This is a genomic window from Mesorhizobium sp. B4-1-4, from assembly GCF_006439395.2.
In the GTDB taxonomy this organism is placed as follows: domain Bacteria; phylum Pseudomonadota; class Alphaproteobacteria; order Rhizobiales; family Rhizobiaceae; genus Mesorhizobium.
The window spans coordinates 3,043,732-3,067,423 of the sequence record NZ_CP083950.1 but is presented as its reverse complement, the minus strand read 5'-3'; the positions used below and the strand labels follow the sequence as shown (position 1 = coordinate 3,067,423).

Here is a 23,692-nt window from a genome sequence, read left to right as displayed (position 1 = left end):
CAATGCCCTGGGTCGACGCATGCGCCGCCGATGACATCGAAGCCGAGGAAGCCAGGCGGTTCGACAATGGCGGCCGGGCCTTCGCAATCTTCCGCAACGACGCCGATGAATATTACTGCACTGACGGACTGTGCACGCACGAGGCGATCCACCTTGCCGACGGCCTGGTCATGGGCAACACGGTGGAGTGCCCCAAGCACGCTTCCGTTTTCGATTTCACGACCGGCGAGGTAGAGACGCCACCGGCCTGCGAGAACCTCAGGATTTACAAGACGAAGGTCGAGAACGGCCGCGTCATGGTCGAGGTTTGAGCCGTCATGAGCCAACCGTTCCAACTGGCAGCCTGCGCCGAAATGCTTTGGCGCGATCGTCCGATGGCTTGGCGCGTCGCGCGGCTGCATGAAATGGGTTTCGGCGTCGGATTGTGGAATTGGCCGGACCATGACCTCGCGGCGCTCGAGAAGACAGGCGCAACCTTCACGATCATGAACGGCTATCTCGAAGGACGGCTCGCCGACGAAGAGGGCGCCGACATTCTCCTGAAATCGGCGCTCGAGACCGCAAGGGTTGGAAAGCGCCTCGGCATTGCCCGGTTGAACCTGCACGGCACCGGGCTCGGCGAGGGTGGCATTCCCATCGTCAAGACCGACGTCGAGACCGGTCCGATGTGGCTGAAGGCGCGGGACACGTTGAACCGCATCTGCGACATGGCGGAGGCCGAAGGTGTCGTCTTCACGCTCGAAAATCTGAACCTGCTCGACCACCCTGGCTGCCCGTTTGGCTCGACGGCATCGGTGCTGGCATTGGTGTCGTCGATCAACAGACCCCAACTGGGGATCAATCTCGACCTCTATCACACGCAGATCGGCGAAGGCGATGTCGTGCGCTGGTGCGAGAAGTGCCTGCCGTTCATCGGCGAGGTGCAGGTGGCCGACAACCCGGGTCGTTGCGAGCCGGGAACGGGCGAGATGAACTGGCCCTACATCGCAAGAGCCCTGTTCGACATGGGGTACCGCGGGCCAGTGGGTCTGGAAGCGTTTGCCCAACACGATCCCGAGGCGGCGCTGGACGCTTTCCGGCGGGCGTTCACGGTGAGCGATGAACTATAGGGGAGGCTGACCATGGGCATGTATCACAACCGTCCTCATGCCGAGGACATCCGAAAGATGAAGCGGAATGGAAAGAAGATCTCCATGCTCTTCGTCAGCACGCCCGACGAAGCCGCGGCAGCAGCGGCAGCGGGCATTCACATGCTTTCGATCGAAGGCCGGTATTTCGATCAGGAAATGCGGGATGCAGCCGGCAACTGTTTCGTGCAGGTCGGTCTGCCTTATGGCGGCTGGGGCAGTTTTGCCGGCCGTCCGCTCGCGACGGCGGAGGACTATCTGCGTGCGGCCTTCCACTTTGCCGGCATCGGAGGCGACGCCTTCTACTGTGCCGCGTCCTACGATATCCAGAAGGCGCTTTGCGACAACCACCTCCCTGTCGTCGGCCATATCGGCCTGATTCCTTCCTATATCACCTGGACGGGTTGGCGAGCGGTCGGCAAGACGGCGGACGAAGCGCTCCGCCTCTGGCGACATACGAAGAGACTGGAGGAGATCGGCGTCTTCGGGGCGGAGTTGGAAGTCGTGCCCGACCGCGTTGCGAAATTCCTGACCGAAAACTCATCTCTGGTCATGCTCGGTATGGGTGCCGGCAGATATGCGGATGCGCAGTATCTGTTCACCGAAGATGTCTGCGGCTACGGCAAGAACCACAAGCCGCGGCACGGAAAGGTATACCGAAACCTCAGCCCGGAGCTGCAAAAGATCCAGGACGAGCGCGTTGCGGCCTTCAGGGAATACAAGGCCGACGTCGATTCCGGCCGGTACCCCGGTTACGAACATACCGTTTCGATTGGGGATGCCGAGTTCGACAGCTTCATGCAAGCAGCAGAACGGTGAAACAATGCCTTTGGAGCTACCCATTTCATCACGAGCGGATGCCGGACAAGTCGTGGTTCGCAACACCAGGGCGCCAACGCTCGATGAACTCAAAATGCTGATTGCCAAGCGGGAGCTCATCCTTCCGACGAAATTGGAAACTGTCGCCCGCATGATGTTTGCAGAGCCGGACTACGTCGCCTTCGAGAAGTCGGCCTCGATCGCACGCCGGTGCAACGTCTCAACGACAACACTGTCTCGCCTCGTTCCGCGCCTTGGCTTCAGGTCCTTCAAAGAAATGCAGAACTGCTTTCGCAATCATATTCTTGATCGGAAGGCGCAGCGGAAACCCAGCTAACAAAGCGACTGGATTCAGTTTAGATATGCGCTTTGATCTGAAATGAGCCGGAAATCGGACATTTTACGGAAAACAGGTTCATGTTCGAAATTTCTGGCACTGAAAGCAGCATTGTGAGAGACGCGGGGCGGCGAAGATGATTGATGCAAGTAGGTCAACGGCAACCCGCGCGATCGAAGTGCTGGCTGAAGCTGGCATCTCGTCGAAACGACCGGCAAGAAGCGTGACCGCAGCTTTGCCTACCGAGCCTATGTGGAGCGTCTGCGGATAGGGACGGACTTGCCTGATCGCAGATGACACGAACGGGTCAGGGCTGGCGTCCGCTCCTTGAGGCTGTGACCGATCATTGGTCGGCTGCTTCTTGGGGCACAGCGGTAACAACTGCTTCGCAGGTGCTTCGCGCACTACTGATTGCCCAAAAGGACGGCCGGCCCTGATCAGTGCCTGCTGCGCTTGCCGTGCTTTGGTTTCTTGCTCTTGTCAGGCTTGGAACTGTAGGCACTTTCAACGATCCGCAACGCGTCTTCAAGAGGGATGCCGCACTTTCTGGCGTAGTAATCCGCCTCGGCCAATGGTTCCTCCGACATGGCTTCAATGATCAGCCTAGCTTTCTTCCCCACGGCAGACCTCCGGCGTTCACCGGGCCCGTTCCGTTCGATTCAGGCGACACGTCCAAGCCGATAAGGCGCTCCTGCCGGAACTGACAGCCGTCACGACCGTTTTCATTCATATGCGGGCCAGGCTTGGAAAGCTAAACAGAGGAGGATGAAAATTGACTGTCATTCTCATCGGTGCGCTACTCATCGTCGCTGGCATTGTCTACATGGCAGGCGCGGCACTCTCATACGGTCGGCTCAGCAATTTGGCACCGCTCGGCACTCCAGCCGACCGGTCGGCCTCAAGGCTGGCAACGCCTGGCCCAACTCTCGAGCCGCGACGGCGTGGGTTCGGGTTTCTCGGCTTTTCGCGCAACTGGCCAGGCCTGCTAATGATAGCGGTCGGCATCGTTCTAATGTTGTCGAGCGCAGTGCCTTAGGCGCGGTGCTAGGCGGCGCGACGGTCGCTTTCGTTACCAGTCCGAACCCTAGCTGCTTCGCTCATAGGTTCGCCGGACCATACGAGGTCATACGAAGGATATGGGTTGGCCGACATCCGCTAACTAGCATGTTGTCCGGCTAGCCGGTGCTGCACCTTCGTCGCTCTGCATGCTGCCTCAACGCCAGAAGCGCCTGGTGTTGACAAAGGTATCGTGTGCTTCCGCGGCGTCCTTGAGAAGCTTGGATTTCTCCTCGGCGCTGAAGAGATCCTTCGCACCGGCTACGTCCGAAAGCTCCAGCGCTGCCAGCAAATCGGGGGCGGTGGCAATATCGTTGAGGCTGCCGAGCTGATCCTGCAGGCTCTTCATCGCCTCGATGAATCGTCGATGGCGTTTGACTTCCGCCTTGCTGTTGTAAAGCGGTTCAAAGAACTCCGCCGCGTAGCGCAGTTTCTTTGCGGCAATGCGCACTTTGTGGCGGGTCTCGTCATCGGCATCAATGAGGTTGTTGCCGCCCTTCGCCACCTTTTTCCAAAATTTATCAAATACACTCGAGGCAAAATCGCTTAACGACTGCTCGTCAGATTGGGTTCGCCAGTCTCTGATGGAGATCCACTCGATGGCATCGATCATCAACGAGCGGGCGCGCACCGAGGAGAGCGATGCTTCGACCGCCACATAGGCGTCGTCGCGCGCATCTTGAAGACGGCTTGAAAGAGCCTCGCTCGAAGCGCGGTCGATCATCACGTCAATATTGCGCGCATCGCCAAGTTCCGAGGTAAGCCATTTAAATTCTTCTCGCAGGTGGTCGAAGCGGCTGTCGTCGAACAGGGACTTGCAGATCGAAAACAGAGATCGCAGCCGTCGCAGCGACACACGAGCCTGGTGCAGGGCCTCTGCATCGTGGGACCAGCCCAGCGCCGTTTCATTCAGACGAAACTGTCTGAGACAGGCTGCGGCGATACGCGCGAAAGCCGTTGCCGCGCTCATCTCGGACGAGAGCGGGGTCGCCGCCGATTTCACAGCACCCGGCGCCGAGTCAAGCAGACGATAACCCCGTTCTGCTTTGCTCAGCACCCCGAGATGCGCCGGCGTGATCAGGTCGACTTTCCGGGCGAGCGCAAACAGCGCCTTCGGCGAGCCCACCTTCTTTTCCAACTCGATCTCGCAGACCGGCGCCTCGCGATCGGCTGCAACGACCTTGCCAAGATCCAAGGCGACTTCGACTGTGGCGCCGCTGTCCGTCACATTCCAACGATGCCGTTTGACATGAACCTCGAACAAGGGCGCCAGCCTTGGGCCAGCCTCCGCAAGCAGGCCTCGGATCTGCGGATCGTCAAGCACCGGAATATCGTCGGCGACCGGCCGCTCCCATTCCTCGCGTGCGAACGATCCGGCCGCGGCGTCATTGCTGGCCTTGACGGTTTGTATCCGTTCATTTCCCGATTTGCGAATGCGAAGCGACAGGCCGCGCTTGGACAGGTCCCGTCCCGGGGTGTCGAAATAGATCGATCTTTGCTGGAGAATGGTGGGCGAGGCTCCGAACGGATTTTTCTTGAGGAGCGATCCCGCTCCCGACCGCGAAAGCTCGAGCTTCAGTTCCGTTTCCTGCATAGTGTCCTCGGCGCAGCGTCGCTTCGCATAGTGCGTCATAAACCTGTCACAAACAACTGGACCAGCTGCGTCCGGATCTCAAGCCGGTCGAGGTCGAGGACATCCTGCGCCGCCGCCAGGCGTTCAAGGTGGAGAACGACATCATTGGCCGCGAGGCAGCGATCGGCATCGAAGTGGCCGACAGACAGACCCGCGTGGAAGCCGGGCTGGCGGAAACCGAGACCATCTTGCGGCAGCGCAAGCACGCTGGGATCGGCAAAAGGCACTTGTGACCAAGATTCTCGACCTGCGCGATTCCTCTCCTGCTCCTGTTCTTTGCCTGGACGCAAGCTGTGGGGACGCCTGTTTGCAGCCAGTCGGAATCTCGCCGTCAGACCATGGTGCTGGCCCGGCCGGGCGGACTGTCAACGACCCGCGACGCGCCTCGTCCACTTGAATATCGTATTTATGGACGAGCTCGTGCGCCATATGCGCCATCATGACATCCTAACAAAACGGCCGAAGCAACCTTATCGCCTGAAGAAGTTTCTGTGTTTCGAAGCCGATTATGTGGCGAAGCCCGATATGGCTATCTCACCATCCTGAGTGCCACGGTCGGTGTCGGAGTGAATTGCTCAAAGGTCTGCAACAAGCCTCTACCTAAGCAAGCACCTTGGCGAGAAAGGATTGCGTCTGAGGATGAGAAGGGTTGCCGAGCACGTCCGCTGGCTTTCCTTCCTCGATGATCTCGCCGCCCGCCATGAAGACGATGCGATCAGCCACCTCGCGAGCAAAGCCGATCTCGTGGGTCACCACGATCATCGTCATGCCGCTCTCCGCCAGATCGCGCATCACATCGAGCACGTCCGATACCAGTTCCGGGTCTAGTGCGCTGGTCGGCTCGTCGAAGAGGATGAGTTTGGGCTGCATGGCGAGGGCGCGCGCGATCGCCACGCGTTGCTGCTGGCCGCCCGAAAGCTGGCGGGGATAAGCGTTGACCTTTTCAACGAGACCGACCCGCTTCAGGATGGCATGCGCATGTTCTTTCACTTCCTCGCGTGCTTGCCGCTTCACTCCGACTGGTCCCTCCATGATGTTTTGGAGAACGGTCATGTGCGGGAACAGGTTGAAGTGCTGAAACACCATGCCGATGTGGATGCGTTGGCGCACTATCTCATGCTCGTGCATTTCCTGCAGGTAGCCATTGTGCTCCCTATAGCCGATCAGTTCGCCGTCCACTCGGATGCGGCCATGGTCGATACGCTCGAGGTGGTTGATGCAACGCAGAAAGGTGCTTTTACCCGAACCGGACTGACCGAGCAGACATGTCACTTGACCGTTCGAAACGGACAGGTTTATCCCCTTGAGAACCTCTAGAGAGCCGAAGGATTTTCTTACCCCTGTCGCCTGCACCATCAGCTTGCTCTGTGGCCTTGTCTGAAAGGTCATGACGGCCTCCTTTTCTCGCTGGCCGCGAGTGGACGGGCGCGTAATAGCCCGAGAAAGGAGCCGATGCTTTGCCAGGGCGTGGCAGGGAGGTTGCGGCTGCTGCCGCGGGCGTAGTGACGCTCTATGTAATATTGGATGACGCTGAGCACCGAGACGATGATCAGGTACCAGATCACCGCGACCATCAGCAGGGGGATCGTCTCGAACGTGCGCGTATAGATTGTCTGCGCCGCGAAGAGCAGTTCCGGCACGGCGATGATGCTGACCAGCGCCGACATCTTGAGCATGTTGATGGTGTCGTTGCCGAGCGGCGGGATGATGACGCGCATCGCCTGCGGCAGCACAACACGCCGCAAGAGCCGCCAACGCGACATGCCGATCGACTGGGCCGCTTCAGTCTGGCCATGGTCGATGGAGATGATGCCCGCCCGGATGATCTCGGCGCTGTAGGCGGCCTCGTTCAAGCCGAGGCCAAGGATGGCCGCGATATAGGGGGTGATGAGCGCGTTGGCATCAAGCTGGACGAAGTCCGGACCGAAGAAAGGAATGCCGAGCGAAATGTTCGGAAACAGCGCCGAGAGGTTGTACCACAACAGTAGTTGCACCAGCAGCGGCGAGCCACGGAAGAACCACACGAACAGCCATGAGGAGCCCGACAGGACCGGGTTGGGGGATAGCCGCATGACGGCGAGCATCACGCCGAGCACGACGCCCATCACCATGGCGATGGCCGTGAGCTCGAGCGTGCGCCGCACTCCCAGCAGGATCGTGTCGGAGGTAAAGTATTGCCCCACCACGGACCATTCGAAGCGGGGATTGGTGAAGAACGTGTGCACCGTCATGGCCGCAAGCAGCGCTACGAAGGCGACGGCCACCCAGCGCCATGGGTGCCGGGCCGGCCTGATTACCAGGTCGATCGTGGGATCGCCGCTCATTTCCGTAGAACCGGTCTCCTTGATGGACATGGCGAACTCCCAGGATTTTGGCTGCCGGGTGGCCCCTTACTTGCCGTCGTTTATCGTGGCCTGCTTGATGGCGCCGACCTCCTGGCCCCATTTCGCCAGGATCTTGCCGTAGGTGCCTTCATCGATCAGCGCCTGCACGGTGGCCTGCAATACCTTGGTCAGCTCGTCGGAGTCCTTCGGCAGCACCAGCCCGTAGGGTCGCGGCGCATAGGAAGTGCCTGGCACCTCGAAGGCGCCCTTGTGCTGTTGCGAAATATAGGCGCCCGCGGAGGTGTCTATCATGGCAACATCGGCCCGGCCCGACTGCAACGCCAGGACGATCTTGCTGGTGCCGGGCAGGACCTTGGCGTTGACTTCCGCCTTGCCGGCCTTCACGCAATCCTCGGAAGCCTTCTTGGCATCCTCGATTTCCGTGGTGCCCTTGTCGATGGCGGCGGTGACGCCGCAGATATCGGCGAGGCTGTGGACGTTCTTGGGATTGCCCTTCTTGACCAGGAAGCCTCCGCCGGAGGTGAAATAGTCGACGAAATCGACCTTGTTGCGACGTTCGTCGGTGTCGGTCATCGCCGACATCGCCATGTCGTAGCGCTTAGCCGCAAGCGCGGGAATAATGGCGTCGAAGCTCATATTCTCGAATTCCAGCTTGACCCCGAGCTTCTGGCCGATTGCTTCCGCCAGATCCTTGTCGAGACCGATGATGGTGGTGTTGTCCGTGTCGTAATATTCGAATGGTGGATATTCGACGTTGCTGGCGACCCTGATCATTCCGGCGTCTTTCAGCTTGGCCGGGAGCATGGCGTTGAGCTTCGGATCCATTTTGGTTGAGATAGCGCTTTCGGCGTGAGCCGGGCCCGCAAGTATCGATCCAGCCAAAAACAAAGCCGCCGCGATGCTCGAGGCGAACCGAGCCCGACTAGAATGTTCATTGCGCATGCGTTTATCTCCCCTGTTGATGCCGTCTTGAAGCTCGCAGTTTTTGACCGGTGAAGGCGGCTGACCGTCGCTAACGCCTCACTCTTCGGTAGGCGCACGATGTTCCCGGCCTCAAGCTCTCTGGTTCCAGGCGTTTGCCCTTGTGCCGCAGGCGAAGACAAAGTTTGCCTATCGATCTTTCCATCGAATCCTTCACTCCGGCCGCACGTCAGAGGCAAGACACCTATAGCAATATATACAACTTTCCAGAATCAGCCTTGTCAAGCGCGATCGTAGCGAGACGCCAGTTTTATTCTGACACAGATGACCAACTTGTACTAATATGTGGACACATTCGATCTCAAACGCATCGGCAAGTGGCGACATGAGCAAGACGACGACTAGGACCGAGAAGGAATTGACCCACGGCAATGGCGAGATCGGAGTTTCGCTGGGGCAGCGGGTGCGCAACCATGTTTTGGAGAAGGTTAATTCGGGGGAATGGCAGGAAGGCTATCGAATCCCGTCTGAATCGCGTCTTTCAGAGCAGTTGGGCGCCTCCCGCATGACAATCCATATTGCCATGCGGGATCTCTCCGCCGAAGGCATTCTTGTGCGCCGACAGGGTGCCGGCACTTTCGTCGCCGCCCGCCAGGGTCAATCCACGCTCATGGAATTGCGCAACATTCAGTCCGAGATCGAAGCGCGCGGCAATCGCCATACGACTGATGTCATCAAGATGGAGGAGGTCGATAGCGACCTTAATATCGCGACGGAACTGAATGTGGTGCCAGGCACCACGGTATTCCATTCGCTGTTGGTTCATAGAGAGAATGGAAGGCCGCTGCAGATTGAAGACAGATACGTAAACCCGCAGTTTTCTCCTGACTATCTGGAGCAAGACTTCACAAAAATAACGCCCTATGTCCATCTGATGGCCGTTGCTCCCCTGGAGGAGGTCGAGCATATCATCCAGGCCGTCCTGGTTGACGAGTTCAACTGTGAGTTGCTCGAAATGAAGCAGGGAGAGCCCCTGCTTCTGCTGCGCCGCCGCACATGGTCGCGCGGTATGATTGCATCCAGCGCACGCTTCCTGCATCCGGGCTCTCGCTTCAGTCTTGCCGCGCGCATGTCCTTTGGTCGCTAGTTAGTGCTCTCGGAGGCGACGCTCACCCGTCTTGGCAGTTGCAGGGCAAGTGAAAGATATCTAAGTCACCTATACAACTATGTGCAATGGATGTCGTTATGTGGGAGCCAATCTTTGCCGTCGGCGATCAGGGATCTGATGCCCCCAGGCCTAGCGGCCGGCTGGCGGGATTGCCGAGCTACGGTCGGGGGCGGGCGGGGCAGGGCGTCGTTTTTGCGCACAGGCTCGGCTCCAATGAGGCGCCGGACCCACCCAGCGCCGCCATTCAGGCCGCCGTGGCAAGGGCAATGGCGGGTGCACACCGCTATCCGGACCTGCGTGGCGAAATGCTGGTGGAAGCGTTGGCAAGCCGGCATGGCTTGCCCTCCGACATGATTGCGGTATCCGCGGGCTCGGTCACCATGCTGGACCAACTCGTCCGAGCATTTTGCGACCCTGGCGACAGGGTCATCACCGCCTGGCGCTCCTACGAGGCTTATCCGATCATTGTCGGCGGCGCGGGGGCGCGCCTCCTCGAAGTGCCGCTGGACAGCGACCATCGGTTAGACATGGCAGCGATCCTCCACGCCTGCAGGTCCCAGGCGCGAGTGGTGATCATCTGCAATCCCAACAATCCGACCGGCACCATGCTTGGGCCGGCTGAATTGGAGGCTTTGCTGGACGCCATACCCGCGCAAACGCTCGTTATCCTCGATGAGGCTTATGCCGACTATGCCGACGAGGCGGGCATGATTGCATCCTCTCCCGCGCGACGTCTTTCCCGACATCGAAACCTGGTCGTGCTGCGCACCTTTTCCAAGGCTTGGGGGCTTGCCGGCATGCGGGTCGGCTACTGCCTCGCGGATCGCAGTATCGTTGCCGCGGCGAACACGGTTGCGCCGCCCTTTCCGTTGCCGATGACCGCGCAGGCGGCGGCACTTGCCGCGCTTGCCGAGGGGGACGTGGTCACGGCGCGAATAACGGCCAGCGTTGAGCAGAGACGGCGCATGTCTGAAGGGCTCGCAGCTCTTGGGTTCCAGGTTGCGCTCTCGAAAGCCAATTTTGTATGGCTGGCGGTCGGCGAGGAGGCGGGGGCGCTGACCCTTCACTTGCATGCGGCCGGCATAGCGGTGCGCTGTTTTCATGGCGAGGGGGTGCGTGTCACAACGGGCACGGCCGCAGATACCCAGGCCCTGCTCACAGCGGCGGCGGCGTGGATGTCGAGATGAGGCAGGCGGCGCGGGACAGCCATCCACCGGCGCCCGCGGGTCGGCTACCTTGTCGCCCATCATGACCCCGACAGGATATTTTTTCACGGCCGCAAACCGTGGTCCCTCGATCCATTCCAGAGCCTTCCAGCAGGCTGCGGACTAACAATCAGTTGAGCGCCATGTCGAGACAAACCACCCTTCCCAACGCGTTCGAGCAAACCATGCGCGACCGGTTTGCGGATCGTTTCCAGACCGGTACGGCCATCTGTGCTCAACACGGTTCCACGGCCACCTGGATCGAGAACCAGCCCCCGGATGGCGTGGTCTTTGCCGAGAGCACCGAGGAGGTGGCGGATATCGTCACGCTTTGTGGCGGCGCCGGCGTGCCCATCATTCCCTTCGGTGCGGGCAGTTCGCTCGAAGGTCAGGTCAATGCACCAAGCGGCGGTATTTCCGTCGACCTGACGCGGATGGACCGCATTCTTTCGGTCAATGCCGAAGACATGGACTGCGTCGTCCAGCCAGGCGTGACACGCAGCCGCCTCAACGACTATCTGCGCGATACTGGCCTTTTCTTCCCACTAGACCCTGGTGCCGATGCAACGTTAGGCGGCATGGCCGCCACCCGTGCTTCGGGTACGACAGCCGTGCTCTATGGGACGATGAAGGACGCGGTCCTGTCGCTTCAGGCCGTGATGCCGAACGGCCGGGTGATCCGCACCGGCCACAGGGCGCGCAAGAGTGCGGCAGGCTACGATCTGACGAGGCTGCTGGTCGGTTCCGAAGGCACGCTCGGCATCATCACGGAGCTGACGATTCGGTTACGCGGCATTCCGGAGGCGGTGTCGGCGGCTCGCTGCTCCTTCCCAACCGTCGAAGATGCGAGCAACGCCGTCATCGGCGGACTCCAATTCGGCCTCCCCTTTGCACGGATCGAACTGTTGGACGCAGCCACGGTCAAAGCGGTCAACGCCTACTCGCAGTTGAGCCTTCCGGAGATGCCATTGTTGCTGGCCGAGTTCCACGGCACACCTGACACTGTCGCCGAATTATCGGTGCGTTTTGGCGAGGTCGCGCGTGAGTTCGGCGCCACCGCTCTGGACTGGACGACCGATCCGCAAGAACGGACGCGGCTGTGGAAGGCGCGCCATGACCTGTTCTGGGCGGTCCTGGGTCTACGGCCCGGCGCCAAAGGTATCAGCACCGATGTATGCGTGCCGATCTCGCGATTGGCCGAATGCATCGGCGCGGCGACGGAGAGGGCGCAATCGCTGGGGTTGCTTGCCCCGATTGCCGGCCATGTCGGTGACGGCAATTTCCACAATTTGATCCTCATCGATCCGCAGAACCCGGCAGAGAGGGCCGCCGCCAAATCCTATATCGGCTGGTTGAACGAGCTCGCTCTTTCCATGGAAGGAACCTGTACGGGCGAGCACGGCGTGGGGCAGGGCAAACGCTCCTACATGGAGCGCGAGATGGGCCCGGCGCTGGACGTGATGGCGGCCATCAAGGCTGCGATCGATCCGAAGAACATCATGAACCCGGGAAAGATCTTGCCCGAACGATCTGAGAAGACAAGCTGACGCTTGGCGACCTCATCACGGCAGCGACGATAGAAGGCATTGGGCAGGGCCTGCTCATGCATGGTCAAACGCGTCAACGATGGCTTGCGAAGCCGGATGCACGATCGCGCTCTTCGCCCCGTCGAGCGAGCGAGCGAGAATGATTGGCTCCCAGGCGAAATCCTCGGTAATCGGAACGCTGGCAAGCGGCTCTCCGTCATAAGCGGATCCGCCCAGGGGTCCCGAATAGGCGATGCCAATGCCTTCGCCATGAGCGGCCAGGCTGCGCATGACCTCTAGCGCCCGCACTCTGTGATGGACGATCGGCTCCGCACCGATCCGTCTGAAGAGGCCCAGGACGTGCCGAACCGACAGCCCTTCTTCGAAGAGGATCAAAGCGCGTTGGCTGAGGTCCTTGAGACTGACTTCCCGCAAGTCAGCCAAGGGATCATCGATCCGCATGAGGGCGTGGGGTTGGACGGATGTGAGCGGTCGGCGCAGGAAACTTGCGTCGAGACCGAGGTCGAACGTCACGGCGATGTCGATGCGCGACTGCAGCATGTCGCGGGCGAGCGTCTCGAAATCGGCGATACGATAGCGAATCTCCGCTCCTGGAAGCTTGCTGCGCACGGCATCGAGCAGGCGGCCGATGTGAAGCGGCGCCAGATCCTCGAATAGGCCCAAGGTCAGGCGGCCGACAGTCGCATGCCGGGTGCGGGCAGGATCGTCCAACTGGCGGGCTTGCGAGAGGATGTCCTCGACCTTGGCGAGATAATCCCGACCAAAATCGGTCAACTCGACCGGGGCCCCCCTGCGTCGGATAAAAAGCTTGCGCCCAAGACGCCGCTCGACCTGGGTGATGGCGACCGAAAGTGAGGGTTGCGAAACGTTGAGCTGCGCGGCCGCACCGGAGAGGCTGCCGAAACGGCCCACGGCCGAGACATATTCGAACTGGCGAAGGGTAAGATATAGCATGGGCCTAAGAGCATATTGCAATACTTATTATTTGCAACTATGAATGGGTGCGTGTTTGCTCGAACCATCAAATCGGGAGAAAGCAATGACACATCCACTCGTCGCACAGGAACAGATCGAGGCCTATCAGCGCGACGGCGTCGTGCTCGTGCGCGGGCTGTTCAAGGACCACGTCGAAGTGCTGCGTGCAGGCGTCGCCCGCAACATGGCGGAGCCCAGCCAATACGGCGCCGAAAACCTCAAGCCTGGCGAAGCAGGCCGCTTCTTCGACGATTACTGCAATTGGGACCGCATTCCCGAATTCGAGAAGGTGATCCGTCACTCGGCGGCCGGCGAGGTGGCCGCGGAACTGATGAGGTCGGATTCGGTCCAGCTTTTCCACGATCATGTCCTTGTCAAGGAGCCCGGCACATCAAAGCCAACGCCCTGGCACCAGGATGGGCCCTACTACTTCGTCGAGGGGATGCAGACGGTCAGCTTCTGGTCGCCGCTGGATCCGGTGCGCGAGGCCTCGCTGCGCTGCGTCGCTGGCTCGCATCGTTGGCCCAAACCGGTATTGCCGACGCGCTGGCTCTCGGAAGAGAATTTCTACGCCGATAGCGACACCTATATCCCAGTCCCCGATCCCGATGCCGAGGGCATGGACATCCGCGAATGGGAAATGGAGCCGGGCGATGCCGTCGCCTTCAACTATATGACCCTTCATGGCGCCCGCGGCAACGAAGCGGCAACACGCCGGAGGGCCTTCTCCCTGCGGCTCGTGGGCGACGACGCCCGCTATGTCCAGCGACCCGGGCGTACCTCGCCTCCCTATCCCGGCCATGGCATGTCGGCAGGCGAGAAGCTGCGCGAGGATTGGTTCCCGACGATCTTCCGCCGCGAAGCCGTGCGCGACGTCGGCTGATCAGCCATGGAAGATGGTCGACCGAGCGTCGTCAAACCCCACGGCGTCACAATCGCCTGCCTGACCCCTCAAGCAGCGTGAGCCCTCTGACCACCGCCCACCGAAATGACGTGAACCGCATCGCGAACATATTCGCCGCTGGAGTGCTTCACGGTCTCATGCCCGGCGAAGCTCTCACCAATGGCCATGAACGCGTTCGCCATCGCTCTCGAGCGGGCATTGGGGCGTAATCTGCGTTTCGATCGCGCGCTCCGCACCGCGGAGCGAAAGGCCGGTCACGAGGCGGCGTGCATCGCCGGTCGGAGCGCCCGGCGTTTCGTCACCCGGCCGTTGCACCATCGCCATGACTGGCGTTTTCTGAGTATTCGGCTGACCTTTTCGGCCTCGTCCGGGTGGCGGATCGTCTGGATGCGAAGCGGTTCGCCAAAGCTTTGCGCCTGCTTGTCGGCCGTTGGAGTCAGCCTCGTCGTCGTCTGAAATCAGACATCGTTCGCGACCGACGCTTGAGATCTGGTTGCGGCCAAGACCCGACGATCAAGGTACGTGGTAGTCGACGCCAATATCGATAAAACCCAGTATGTGATCGTCGGTGACGAAGTCGCCTATCAGGTCGACGCCGAAGGACCGCTTTGTAAGTACCTTGGTCTTGCCGATGAGTTCGCGCAGGATCTGGGGTGGGTTAATGTCGGATACCCAGCTTTATCACCACTACCGCGCTTGGCACCGTCGAGGTTACGGCTCTCACCTGTCGCAGCCAACCCAACGAGCCGCCGGCACCGGCTCTTGCACGATAAGGATTTCCCTAGGTGATAGCCGCGTGCAGGCGTAGCATGCCGTCGATTTGGGGGTATGCGATGACGGATGTCTCGATACGCCGGGCGGACTTCATGATGGTCCTAGCCTATGCTTCGGACCTTGCCACCGGGCATTCGCGTGACTTCGCGCTCAAATCCTGCGTGCTCGCAATGCGGATTGCCGAGCTTGCTGGCGTTTCAGAACAGGTTCGGCGCAACGCCTATCACCAGTCCATGCTGCGTTATGTCGGCTGCAACGCCGATACCGATCTGCTCTCGGCCACCTTCGGCGACGAAATCGCGCTTCGCCAGGACCTTGTCGGTCTCGACATGGGCAACCGTGCGGAACTGGGCAAGGTCTTCGTGCAGGCCTTCAAGCGGTTCTACTACGATCTCGAGCCTGACGCGCACGCAAAGGCGATCGAGGCTGCGATGGGGCAAGCGATCGCGGTGGCCCGCCCGGTGCTCACCGCACATTGCGAGGTCGCGCAGCGGATCGGCGAGCGGCTCGGACTGTCCGACGAGATCCGGCGCAATCTTGGGCAGATCTACGAACGCTGGGACGGCAAGGGCCTGCCGCGCGGGCTGAGCGGCGAGGATGTTCTGCCAGCCGTGCGCCTGATCACATTGGCACAGGACGCTATTGCGCTCAGCGACGCCGCCGGTATCGAAGCAATGGCCGAAACCATCGCCAGCCGCGCCGACGGTCCGTACGAAGCGGAGCTGGCCCGGCTCGTCTCGACCAATGCAGCGATGTTGATGCAGGGTATCGGCGCGACTGTCGACCGCGACACAATCCTGGCGCTGGAGCCCGATCCGCCGGTGACGCTGGACGAGGCGGCCTGCGACCAGGCGTTCCTCGCCATAGCCGACATGATCGATATGCGCATGCCATTTACGCACGGCCATTCGCGGATGGTGTCGGAACTGGCCGCGGGTGCGGGGACACAGGTCGGGCTGCCCGCCGCTGACGTCCGCGCGCTGCGCTGGTCGGACTGCATCCATGACCTCGGCGAACTCGTGGTGCCGGTCGCGACCTGGATGCGCAACGGTCCGCTGTCGGTGCGCGAGCGCGACGCTGCGCAGCTGCACGCCTACTACGGCGAGCGGGCGCTGACCTCCTTAGGCCGCGACAGCGATGCGATTGCCACGCTCGTGCTGCGCCATCACGAACGGCTCGACGGCTCTGGCTATCACCGCAAGGTTGGCGGCGCCGACCTGTCGCCGGCGGCGAGGATCCTGGCGGCTGCCGAGGCGTTCCAGACATCGCGGGAGGAACGTCCTCACCGCAGGGCGCTGTCCAGCGAGGCGGCGGCGACGCAATTGCGCGCTGCCGTCCGCGAGGGCTGTATCTGCTCCGATGCCGCCGAGGCCGTGTTGTCCTTCGCAGGGCAGCCGTCGCGCCGGGCGGCGCCGCGGCCGCTGGCCGGCATGACGCCGCGCGAGATCGAGGTGCTGCGCCTGATCGCCGCCGGACTTACCGCGAAGGAGGCGGCGCGGAAGCTGGAAATCTCGCCCAAGACCGCGGACCACCATATCCAGAGCGTCTATTCCAAGATCAGCGTGACCACCCGTGCCGCCGCCGCGCTCTATGCGGTCGAGCATGGCCTTATCCGACCGGGCGAAACGCAGGCATAGGGAATCCACCCCATGTGCGCCTGCTCCGGGGCGCGCATCGTGCTCCTGTCGACGGACCAATGGTGGCCCCGACCGACAGGAGGAAATCAGATGCTTCTCGCAACGACCAAGGTGGCGGACGTCGACCACTTCATCCGTATCTTTTCGACCAAGGGCGCCGACAAGCGCCGGCTGCACGGCTCGAACGGTGCAACCGTGTTCCGCGACCCCAGCGAGCCAGACCGCGTCTGGGCGATTTTCGATTGGGACGCCGAGGGCTGGAAGAACTTCGTATCGGATCCGGAGGTGCCGGCGATCCTGCAGGAGGCCGGCCATGTCGGCAAGCCGCAGGCGGCACTGCTGCTCGGCCACTACGAGGCCTGACGTCCCGCGCCGCGCGCCGCCTGCCGCCCGGCAGCGGTGCGCCCGACCAACCCCAACAATCGGAGAAATCAGATGGACCCGAAACCCATCAAGATCGGCCTTATCGCCGAACTCACCGGCCCGTTGTCCTTCATGGGCATCGCCAACGCGAACCTCACGACCATGCTCGTCGACGACATCAACGCCAAGGGCGGCCTCCTCGGCCGGCCGGTGGAGCTCGTCATCGAGGACGGCGAGACCACCGAAAACGTCGCCAAGGCAAGGGCCGCGAAACTGATCGACGTCGATAAGGTCGACGTGGTCGTCGGCGGCATCTACAGCTCGACCCGCCAGGCCATCAAGAGCGAGGCGGTCACGCGGGGCAAGACACTCTACATCTACACCGAGCAGTACGAAGGACAGGAAAACGATCCCTTGATCTTCTGCACCGGTCCCGTGCCCGCGCAGCAGGTCGAACCGCTGATCCCATGGCTCATGAAGAGCACCGGGGCAAAGCGGTTCTATTTGCCGTCGGCCGACTACATCTGGCCGCATTTGTTGAACAAAGCCGCGAGCCGGGTGGTGCGCGCCAACGGCGGCGAGATCGTCGGCGAGGAGTACTTCCCTCTCGATGCCACCGATTTCCGGCGGACCGTGCAGCAGATCATGGCGAGTCGCGCCGACGTGGTGTTCAACACCATCGTTCCGCCGGGCCTGACGCCGTTCTTCGACGAACTGCACAAGGCCGGTTTCGGCAAGCGCGGCGGCAAGATCGTCTGCACATACTTCGACGAGAACTTCTTCAATCTCGTGCCTTCCGAGCAGATCGAGGGCCTCTACAGCTGCCTCGACTACTATCAGGAACTCGATGATCCGTTTGGCCGTGCACTCTTGCTTCGCTACGAGGACCGGTTCCCGGGCAGCGCGATGTTGACCGCAGGCAGCGGCTGCACCGGCCACTACCGGGCGATCAGGATGTGGGAAGCGGCGGTTGAGGAAGCCGGCACGGTTGAGCGCGATGCGGTCATCCGGGCACTCGATCATGCCCGCATCAGCGAGGGCCCGGGCGGCCCGGCCGAAATGATTCCCGGCCAGCACCATGTTCGCATGAACATGTACATCGCGCAGGCGTATGGCGGTCGCTTCCGGGTTGTGAAGAATCTGGGCCCGATCGATCCGAACGAGCGCGTGCTCACCGGCGAACTCCACCTCGACAACGTGGGGTGACTTGGCCACGTCAATCCCGTTCTTCCAAGTGGCGAGGGCGGCCAGTTGCGTGCCTTCGCCACCCAACGGGACTCACAGTGACCGTCCCAATCACACCCATAAAGCAGTTCATTGGTCGCAATGGTCAGTTTTACTAGCCACAATTCGGAACAGGTGTTGATGATGCCTAATCATCTCGGAAGAGTTTTCAAATATTGGAACTGAACTGTCGACGGTTGTCGCCGATATGGGCAATGGCGATCGCCGGAGGGAAATTGAGTCGAGTGCCAGGAGCTGAAGCGCCCCGATGCGAACGCGTAGCAGAACGAGAGGCGCAGCGTCGTTGTAGAGGAATTTCGAACGTGTTGCGTTCCTGAGAACTCCACGATGTGCGCACGGGTGGGGCGTTCCGGCTCTCGTTTCGTAACGCCCGTGGCTTTCGTGACAAATCGGCCGCTGCGGAATTAACGTTAGGGGCTCTCTATCGTCCAGGCGCCTCTCCGACCGTGTCGCAATCGACAACCGGTCCTGAGTGGACCTGATAAGCCGCGGGGTGCACGCTGGCAGACAGACCAGCAATCTCATTTACGAGCTTGTTTCGGATCGCGTTTGCAAAGTCGGCTGTCTTCGCTACGGTGACAACGAAAGTCCCGGAACCGCCGATGACGCAGCTCTCATAGTACAACTCGACATAGCGCGGACCAAAGCTGTCGAGTGTGTCGTCTGCCTGCAGCGAGATCACCAGCCCATTGATGGTCACGCCATCGGCTATGAGTGTGTCGTGCACCGGTTGAAGCGGAAGGCCGGCATTGTTGGGTCCATCGCCGGAGACGTCGATGACTTGGCGATCGCCTGCAGGCCCACCCGCCAGCAGCTTGCCCGCCAACAGGAGCGCCCCTGAGATTGAGGTGCCGCGCCCCCTGATGATTGGTTGGGCTCGCAGCGCCTCTGCGAAGGCGGCCGCATCTTCGGGCTGCTCCAGAATAGCCCATGGTATCCACACGCTCTGGTGGTCTGGGCCTGCCCACTCGACATAGGTTATACCGATTCTGCCGCGCCGGCCGGATTTGATGGACTGCCAAACTTTGGCATCCTGGAGCGCTTCGACATATCCTTCCCGCTGCAGCCGTTGTTCCGCCTCGCTCATTGAAGATGATACATCGACGCTAAGAACCAGTTCGAGATCCACCGAGGAAACCGGCTCAGCTGTGGCTGACATCGACATTGTCACCCCTACCGCGACAGCGAACAATCGGCCTCGTGCCTGTCCTTTTTGCGCAGCGTAGCGTGGAACGAAAGACACCATCTCACTGCGTCCATCCGATGGGAGATCGGAAAGATGCTGCCGGCGACTTTGTCTGCCATCACCCGTATGGGTGAATATCGGGACTACGCTGCTCCTAGCGAATGTGGGCCGGAATCCAGCACCAACGCGTCGAGATTCCTGCCTGCCGGGAGGTGGGAGATGCCTGAGCGGGCCGCGCAAGTCTGGTACGACGCCGTGGCACCGGCACGCGCGGCGCCGAGGATGTCCGCCTCTACGCCCGGTCAGAGTTACCGACCAGATGGCCAAGTGAGCCTTATCGTCGCCTTTCACCACGTCCCGCAATCGGCGATGAGTGACTTGCTGTACTGAATTTCAACCATCTGTGATATCGTCGCGGGTGAGTGGTAACTCATCCAAATGAAGGTGGGTTTCGAATGGCTCCCGACGCAACCGCACTTGCCCTAGAGGCCTGCTACGACGCCGCTTTCGAATTTGAGCGGTGGCCGGGAGGGCTGCAAAAACTTGCGGATGCGCTGGGCGCGACGAGCTGCGCTCTCCGCACCTGCGAAAAAGCGCACCCTTTTGCGGCCGATCAGCGTGGTAAAGCCGGCTGCGTGCCGGACTCCACGGAACATGCTGAATTTTCGGCTCTTTGGCATGAGCGGATCGGAGACGCTCCCAGTCCCCATCTTGAGAGGCCGCAGCTGCTCGCGAAACCCCCGATCAGTTTCACTATAGAGGACGAAATCACAACTCCGGAGGAACGAAGGGGGCTGTCTTATTATGAAGAGATCGCCCGTCCCGGACACCGAGAATGGTGGGCCTTGGTCGGCTTGGTGGTCAAGAACCGCAGATGGGGGGTGTCGCTGTACCGCGATGCTCAGAGAGGACCGTTCTACCCGAGCGAAGCTGATCATTTCCTGAGAGTGGCGCCGGACCTGAGCCGGATCATAAGCGCAGCAGAGAAGCTCGGCGAGCTATCTGTCGGTCCAAGCCTAGCAACTCTTGATCGGCTCAATTTTGGCGCGGTGCTGCTGGACTGTCGTGGATGCGTGAGGCGGTTTAACGAACGCGCAGCAGCCCTGTTCGGCTCCGACCTGGTTGTCCGACACGGCCGCATCCGCGCGACTGATCAGCCGAGTGACGCCCGTCTTCAAGGCTTCATCAGAGCCGCCGTTTCGGGTCTATCGGCTCGGTCCGAACCCGTTGTCATTGCGCGCCAGGGGTCCCCCCGGATGATAGCGGAGGTGATGCCCATGACTGCATTAGGGCATGATCTGTTCAATGGCGGCGACATCCTACTGTATTTCACAAATCTTATGACCGAACCGGTTCTAAATGAGCAATTGCTGAGCGTGACTTTCAAGCTGACAAGAGCGGAAGCGCGTCTGGCCTCGCAATTGGCATCGGGGGAAGGCATTCGCACGGCGAGCGCAAAATTGGGCATCAGCCGCGAGACTGCCCGAACGCAGCTGCGGGCTGTTTTTGCGAAAACGGGGACGTGCCGCCAGGCCGAACTGGCGGCACTGTTGTCCCGCTTGCGTATACCTTCCCGGCATTAGACGGCCGCTCGTTGCCGTTCAATCGGTCACAAGGTTAGCAACAGGAGATCGTTGGCCCGCAAGTGGCATGATCGGCAGTCCGGGACTGATCACGTATCGGGCAACGGCAGTTCTACCTGAGTCCACCAAAAGCGGTCTGACTGCTTACGGCCCCGTTCCCGTCAGAAACGGCCCATCCTCAACGCGCCTCCAGGTCGGCCCTTGAGATAAGCTTCGCCGTTTCCTGTAAGCAGACGTCGCCGGCCACCACGCTGAAGGTCGTGGTTGCGCCACGAGGGGCTAACATCCAACCGACCCTGCGCGACTTGCAGCCCCCGGAAGACGAACCCACCCGGCACCTACCGACCGGGCTACGAGGCTTTTCGCCATTTTTCCCCTGCAATCCAGCCTACCAGTTGATCGGCAGGCATCGGCCGGGCGAAAGCGAACCCCTGCAGAATGTCGCAGCCCAATTCTCGCAGAATCCGGGCTTGCTCGATCGTCTCGACGCCCTCGGCGACGACTTTGATCCCAAGCGACCGTCCTATGTCGATAATGGACGCAACCACACGTCGCTGTTCGGGCCTGTGTACGATGGGTTCGATGAGCTGACGATCGATCTTGAGGTGACGCGGCTTGAGCTTCAGCAGGCTGACGATGGATGTATGGCCGGTGCCAAAATCGTCTATGTCGATGCCTATACCCATCTCCCTGATTGCATCGATATTCCATGCGACCCCATCGTCAAACTCGTCGAGGAAAATTGACTCGAGCAACTCGAAAGAAATTGCGCCCGGCCTAATGTTGAGTTCCCGAAGGCTTGGAATTAGGCGATCATCGCTCAGGCGTCGGAACGACACATTGACCGATACGGTGGGCACTGCAATGCCTTGGGATTGCCATTGGTCGAGGTCGAGCATTGCTTGCTGCAGGATGCTGCGATCAATCGCAGCCAAGACATTGAGATCCTCGGCGATCCTCAGGAAGCGGATCGGACTGAGGATGCCCTCCCTGGGGTGATGCCAACGCACAAGCGCTTCCACCCCGATGATGTCGAGGGATGTTGCGTTGAGGAGCGGCTGATAATATGGGTGGAATTCACCCCGCTCGATACCGCTGAGAATTTCATCAGCCATATGCTTGGTCGATTCAATTTCACTTTGCAGTGCCTTTGAAAAGAATTCATGGCGGTTGCGGCCGCGACCCTTAGCCCGATAGAGCGCGATGTCGGCGTTTATCAGCACGCGAAGCGCGTCGATGTCCGCGCCCATCTCAAGGGCAATTCCTATGCTTGCGCCTAAGCGGCAGAAATGCCCCTCGTATGGCACCGGCTGTCGGATATCGGTGATGATCTGATCGGCTAGACCGGCGAGGCGATGGGCGTCTGCATCATTGAAACAGGCTATGACGAATTCGTCGCCACCGACACGCGCGACGAAATGCTGCCCTCCGACCTTGGCATTTAGAAGCCGGGCAACGTGAACCAGCACGGCATCGCCGGCCGCGTGTCCCAGCGTATCGTTAATCTGCTTGAAGCGATCCAGATCGATGTGGAGCAATGCCAAACCATCGTCTGGCAGTCGCGATCGGTTGCGGTACTGGTTCAAGATTTGGTCTAGATAGCGCCGGTTGGGGAGTCCGGTCAGCGCATCATGGAGGGCCTGGGTTTCGATCCGGGCCTTGGCGGCTTCCAGTTCGACGTTGCGAGCCTCGGCAAGAGCCTTTGCCGTTTTGAGCTTTTGTTCCAAGGCGACTTCGTCGGTGATGTCCCAATTTGCGCCGATGATTTTTGGCGTTGAGCCCTCGTCCTGAAAGTAAGTTGCGCGCGACACAAGGGTACGGATTTCACCGTCGGCCCTTACGATGCGGAATTTCGCGTTGAAGGTACCCTTCTCCTCGATGGCGCGTGACATCGCCTCAAGGATCTTCGCAGCATCTTCGGGATGTAGGGCATTCTCCCAGTCGGCGGCGCGAAAGGATTTCCGCTCTCGCGGAATGCCAAAAATGTCTCGCGTCCTGTCGTCCCAAAACAGCTCACCAGTTGCCAGGTCGCCCTCGAATACCCCTATTTGCGAGGCGCCCAGCGCCACTTGCAGGCGACGCTCGCTTTCCGATAGGGCTGCCTCAGCGCGTTTTCGGCGGTCGATATTCACCGCCTGCACAGAGAGGTAACGAACCTTTTCCTCGTCGCCATGCATCAGGGTCACGGAAGTCAGCGCCCAAATGGTTTCGCCGTCCTTGCGGATGTACCGTCGCTCTGCCTGATAACCCTGGATCTTTCCGGCAATCAAATCTTCGGTCTGCGTGCGCGCTGTCGCCAGGTCGTCGGAATGAACGATTGTCGTGAAGTGGATTCCGACACATTCGTCGGGCCCGTACCCAAGCACGTGGCTTCCGGCTCGATTGGCGTAAACAATCTTCCCATCAGTATTGAAAAGGAAGGTCGGGATCGTTGCGTTTTCTACGAAATTGCGCACCGCCTCGCCCCCGCCGAAACGGAAGGGCGTCAAACCTGAGCCATTCGAGTTAGTCTCTGTTGTTTCATTCACGGCAAAATCATATCTTATAACTCTTAAGAATGACTCACTTCTGACAGTCAATATTTGCCGTTATACCGTTTGGCGGTGATAGTTTGGGTAAGACTCGCTTAAAAAGGTACTAAGCCTGCCTGCAGCAGCCCTGCCGACCTTTGGCATCCAGCGCGCGCTCGCATTGCTGCCACGCCCCGAAACACAAACCCCATAGCTCACCGCTTGCGGCCCGCCGGGTCCTGAACCTTACCACCTGATCAACCGCGAGGAGGAGTGGGAGATGCTGCCGCTGTGTCTGTCGGAAGGAGTTGGCGCCAATCCTTGGTCGCCGCTCGCGCGTGAGCACCTATTCGGCGC

20 protein-coding genes and 2 pseudogenes are annotated in these 23,692 nt (G+C 60.6%); 13 read left to right on the top strand and 9 right to left on the bottom strand.

Features of this window, described 5'->3' with window-relative positions:
- Positions 1-2: 2 nt before the first annotated feature.
- The 4 genes from FJW03_RS14780 to FJW03_RS14765 all read left to right on the top strand — a co-directional run bounded on the left by FJW03_RS14780 (position 3) and on the right by FJW03_RS14765 (position 2,283).
- On the top strand, positions 3-311 hold the full coding sequence (locus tag FJW03_RS14780; protein ID WP_140610892.1) for a MocE family 2Fe-2S type ferredoxin: 309 nt from the start codon (positions 3-5) through the stop codon (positions 309-311).
- Positions 312-317: 6 nt separating this feature from the next.
- Complete coding sequence (locus tag FJW03_RS14775) at positions 318-1,109, top strand: TIM barrel protein (RefSeq protein WP_140761682.1); 792 nt, start codon at positions 318-320, stop codon at positions 1,107-1,109.
- 57 nt (positions 1,110-1,166) lie between these two features.
- The gene (locus tag FJW03_RS14770; protein ID WP_226890673.1) at positions 1,167-1,946 is read left to right on the top strand and encodes a 3-methyl-2-oxobutanoate hydroxymethyltransferase; all 780 of its coding nucleotides are present in this window, start codon (positions 1,167-1,169) and stop codon (positions 1,944-1,946) included.
- A gap of 94 nt (positions 1,947-2,040) precedes the next feature.
- Positions 2,041-2,283: a MurR/RpiR family transcriptional regulator gene (locus FJW03_RS14765; protein ID WP_140761679.1), complete on the top strand. Its 243-nt coding sequence runs from the start codon at positions 2,041-2,043 to the stop codon at positions 2,281-2,283.
- 437 nt (positions 2,284-2,720) lie between these two features.
- Here FJW03_RS14765 and FJW03_RS14760 read toward each other — a convergent pair whose 3' ends face one another.
- Positions 2,721-2,903, bottom strand: coding sequence for a hypothetical protein (locus tag FJW03_RS14760; protein WP_140761676.1), 183 nt, complete (start codon positions 2,901-2,903; stop codon positions 2,721-2,723).
- 593 nt (positions 2,904-3,496) lie between these two features.
- Positions 3,497-4,972, bottom strand: a complete 1,476-nt coding sequence (locus tag FJW03_RS14755; protein ID WP_319022915.1) for an inorganic triphosphatase — start codon at positions 4,970-4,972, stop codon at positions 3,497-3,499.
- 44 nt (positions 4,973-5,016) lie between these two features.
- Between FJW03_RS14755 and FJW03_RS30360 the strand changes: the two are divergent.
- Positions 5,017-5,229: pseudogene (locus FJW03_RS30360) on the top strand (hypothetical protein); the annotation flags it as partial.
- A gap of 343 nt (positions 5,230-5,572) precedes the next feature.
- Here FJW03_RS30360 and FJW03_RS14745 read toward each other — a convergent pair.
- From FJW03_RS14745 to FJW03_RS14735, 3 genes are read right to left on the bottom strand one after another with little or no spacing between them, the layout of a single operon-like run.
- Positions 5,573-6,361 (bottom strand): amino acid ABC transporter ATP-binding protein, encoded by a 789-nt coding sequence (locus FJW03_RS14745; protein ID WP_281407076.1) that lies wholly within the window; start codon positions 6,359-6,361, stop codon positions 5,573-5,575.
- A complete protein-coding gene (locus FJW03_RS14740) occupies positions 6,358-7,326 on the bottom strand; it encodes an amino acid ABC transporter permease (protein ID WP_140761673.1) in 969 nt (322 codons plus the stop codon). The genes FJW03_RS14745 and FJW03_RS14740 overlap by 4 nt, the downstream gene beginning before the upstream one ends.
- A gap of 36 nt (positions 7,327-7,362) precedes the next feature.
- Positions 7,363-8,121, bottom strand: a complete 759-nt coding sequence (locus tag FJW03_RS14735; RefSeq protein ID WP_181173184.1) for an ABC transporter substrate-binding protein — start codon at positions 8,119-8,121, stop codon at positions 7,363-7,365.
- A gap of 502 nt (positions 8,122-8,623) precedes the next feature.
- On the opposite strand from FJW03_RS14735, the gene hutC reads away from it, so the two are divergent.
- The 3 genes from hutC (at position 8,624) to FJW03_RS14720 (ending at position 12,158) form a co-directional block, all read left to right on the top strand.
- Positions 8,624-9,385: a histidine utilization repressor gene (gene hutC, locus FJW03_RS14730; protein WP_140610897.1), complete on the top strand. Its 762-nt coding sequence runs from the start codon at positions 8,624-8,626 to the stop codon at positions 9,383-9,385.
- Between the two features lie 86 nt (positions 9,386-9,471).
- Positions 9,472-10,593 carry a histidinol-phosphate transaminase gene (gene hisC, locus FJW03_RS14725; RefSeq protein ID WP_140761667.1) on the top strand — a complete coding sequence of 374 codons (1,122 nt, stop codon included), beginning with the start codon at positions 9,472-9,474 and terminating at the stop codon, positions 10,591-10,593.
- Between the two features lie 203 nt (positions 10,594-10,796).
- Positions 10,797-12,158: an FAD-binding oxidoreductase gene (locus tag FJW03_RS14720; RefSeq protein ID WP_226890672.1), complete on the top strand. Its 1,362-nt coding sequence runs from the start codon at positions 10,797-10,799 to the stop codon at positions 12,156-12,158.
- A 54-nt stretch (positions 12,159-12,212) separates the two neighbouring features.
- Here FJW03_RS14720 and FJW03_RS14715 read toward each other — a convergent pair whose 3' ends face one another.
- The gene (locus FJW03_RS14715; protein ID WP_140761661.1) at positions 12,213-13,112 is read right to left on the bottom strand and encodes a LysR family transcriptional regulator; all 900 of its coding nucleotides are present in this window, start codon (positions 13,110-13,112) and stop codon (positions 12,213-12,215) included.
- Between the two features lie 85 nt (positions 13,113-13,197).
- Here FJW03_RS14715 and FJW03_RS14710 point away from each other — a divergent pair, with 85 nt between their 5' ends.
- Entirely contained in the window at positions 13,198-14,016 is an 819-nt protein-coding gene (locus FJW03_RS14710) for a phytanoyl-CoA dioxygenase family protein (protein ID WP_140761658.1), read from the top strand.
- A gap of 92 nt (positions 14,017-14,108) precedes the next feature.
- Here the strand turns inward: FJW03_RS14710 and FJW03_RS14705 are convergent.
- Positions 14,109-14,439, bottom strand: a pseudogene (locus FJW03_RS14705) (transposase); the annotation flags it as partial.
- Between the two features lie 431 nt (positions 14,440-14,870).
- Between FJW03_RS14705 and FJW03_RS14700 the strand changes: the two are divergent.
- The 3 genes from FJW03_RS14700 (at position 14,871) to FJW03_RS14690 (ending at position 18,017) form a co-directional block, all read left to right on the top strand.
- Positions 14,871-16,448 (top strand): HD domain-containing phosphohydrolase, encoded by a 1,578-nt coding sequence (locus FJW03_RS14700; protein WP_140761655.1) that lies wholly within the window; start codon positions 14,871-14,873, stop codon positions 16,446-16,448.
- 90 nt (positions 16,449-16,538) lie between these two features.
- Positions 16,539-16,811 (top strand): hypothetical protein, encoded by a 273-nt coding sequence (locus FJW03_RS14695; protein WP_027024197.1) that lies wholly within the window; start codon positions 16,539-16,541, stop codon positions 16,809-16,811.
- Positions 16,812-16,883: 72 nt separating this feature from the next.
- Positions 16,884-18,017 (top strand): substrate-binding protein, encoded by a 1,134-nt coding sequence (locus FJW03_RS14690; RefSeq protein WP_140761652.1) that lies wholly within the window; start codon positions 16,884-16,886, stop codon positions 18,015-18,017.
- Positions 18,018-18,477: 460 nt separating this feature from the next.
- On the opposite strand, the gene FJW03_RS14685 is transcribed toward FJW03_RS14690, so the two are convergent.
- Complete coding sequence (locus tag FJW03_RS14685; RefSeq protein ID WP_181173181.1) at positions 18,478-19,221, bottom strand: DUF1194 domain-containing protein; 744 nt, start codon at positions 19,219-19,221, stop codon at positions 18,478-18,480.
- A 476-nt stretch (positions 19,222-19,697) separates the two neighbouring features.
- Between FJW03_RS14685 and FJW03_RS14680 the strand changes: the two genes are divergently transcribed.
- Positions 19,698-20,825 carry a helix-turn-helix transcriptional regulator gene (locus FJW03_RS14680; protein ID WP_140761646.1) on the top strand — a complete coding sequence of 376 codons (1,128 nt, stop codon included), beginning with the start codon at positions 19,698-19,700 and terminating at the stop codon, positions 20,823-20,825.
- Between the two features lie 350 nt (positions 20,826-21,175).
- Here FJW03_RS14680 and FJW03_RS14675 read toward each other — a convergent pair whose 3' ends face one another.
- Complete coding sequence (locus FJW03_RS14675) at positions 21,176-23,353, bottom strand: EAL domain-containing protein (protein WP_140761643.1); 2,178 nt, start codon at positions 23,351-23,353, stop codon at positions 21,176-21,178.
- Between the last annotated feature and the right edge of the window lie 339 nt (positions 23,354-23,692).

Coding starts and splice junctions, on each gene's coding strand:
- FJW03_RS14695 (WP_027024197.1), top strand. CDS start 16,539: ATGCTTCTCGCAACGACCAAGGTGGCGGACGTCGACCACTTCATCCGT.
- FJW03_RS14745 (WP_281407076.1), bottom strand. CDS start 6,361: ATGACCTTTCAGACAAGGCCACAGAGCAAGCTGATGGTGCAGGCGACA.
- FJW03_RS14700 (WP_140761655.1), top strand. CDS start 14,871: ATGACGGATGTCTCGATACGCCGGGCGGACTTCATGATGGTCCTAGCC.
- FJW03_RS14735 (WP_181173184.1), bottom strand. CDS start 8,121: ATGCTCCCGGCCAAGCTGAAAGACGCCGGAATGATCAGGGTCGCCAGC.
- hisC (WP_140761667.1), top strand. CDS start 9,472: ATGGATGTCGTTATGTGGGAGCCAATCTTTGCCGTCGGCGATCAGGGA.
- FJW03_RS14775 (WP_140761682.1), top strand. CDS start 318: ATGAGCCAACCGTTCCAACTGGCAGCCTGCGCCGAAATGCTTTGGCGC.
- FJW03_RS14740 (WP_140761673.1), bottom strand. CDS start 7,326: ATGTCCATCAAGGAGACCGGTTCTACGGAAATGAGCGGCGATCCCACG.
- FJW03_RS14680 (WP_140761646.1), top strand. CDS start 19,698: ATGGCTCCCGACGCAACCGCACTTGCCCTAGAGGCCTGCTACGACGCC.
- FJW03_RS14690 (WP_140761652.1), top strand. CDS start 16,884: ATGGACCCGAAACCCATCAAGATCGGCCTTATCGCCGAACTCACCGGC.
- FJW03_RS14755 (WP_319022915.1), bottom strand. CDS start 4,972: ATGACGCACTATGCGAAGCGACGCTGCGCCGAGGACACTATGCAGGAA.
- FJW03_RS14770 (WP_226890673.1), top strand. CDS start 1,167: ATGAAGCGGAATGGAAAGAAGATCTCCATGCTCTTCGTCAGCACGCCC.
- FJW03_RS14765 (WP_140761679.1), top strand. CDS start 2,041: ATGCTGATTGCCAAGCGGGAGCTCATCCTTCCGACGAAATTGGAAACT.
- hutC (WP_140610897.1), top strand. CDS start 8,624: ATGAGCAAGACGACGACTAGGACCGAGAAGGAATTGACCCACGGCAAT.
- FJW03_RS14715 (WP_140761661.1), bottom strand. CDS start 13,112: ATGCTATATCTTACCCTTCGCCAGTTCGAATATGTCTCGGCCGTGGGC.
- FJW03_RS14710 (WP_140761658.1), top strand. CDS start 13,198: ATGACACATCCACTCGTCGCACAGGAACAGATCGAGGCCTATCAGCGC.
- FJW03_RS14685 (WP_181173181.1), bottom strand. CDS start 19,221: ATGTCGATGTCAGCCACAGCTGAGCCGGTTTCCTCGGTGGATCTCGAA.
- FJW03_RS14780 (WP_140610892.1), top strand. CDS start 3: ATGCCCTGGGTCGACGCATGCGCCGCCGATGACATCGAAGCCGAGGAA.
- FJW03_RS14720 (WP_226890672.1), top strand. CDS start 10,797: ATGCGCGACCGGTTTGCGGATCGTTTCCAGACCGGTACGGCCATCTGT.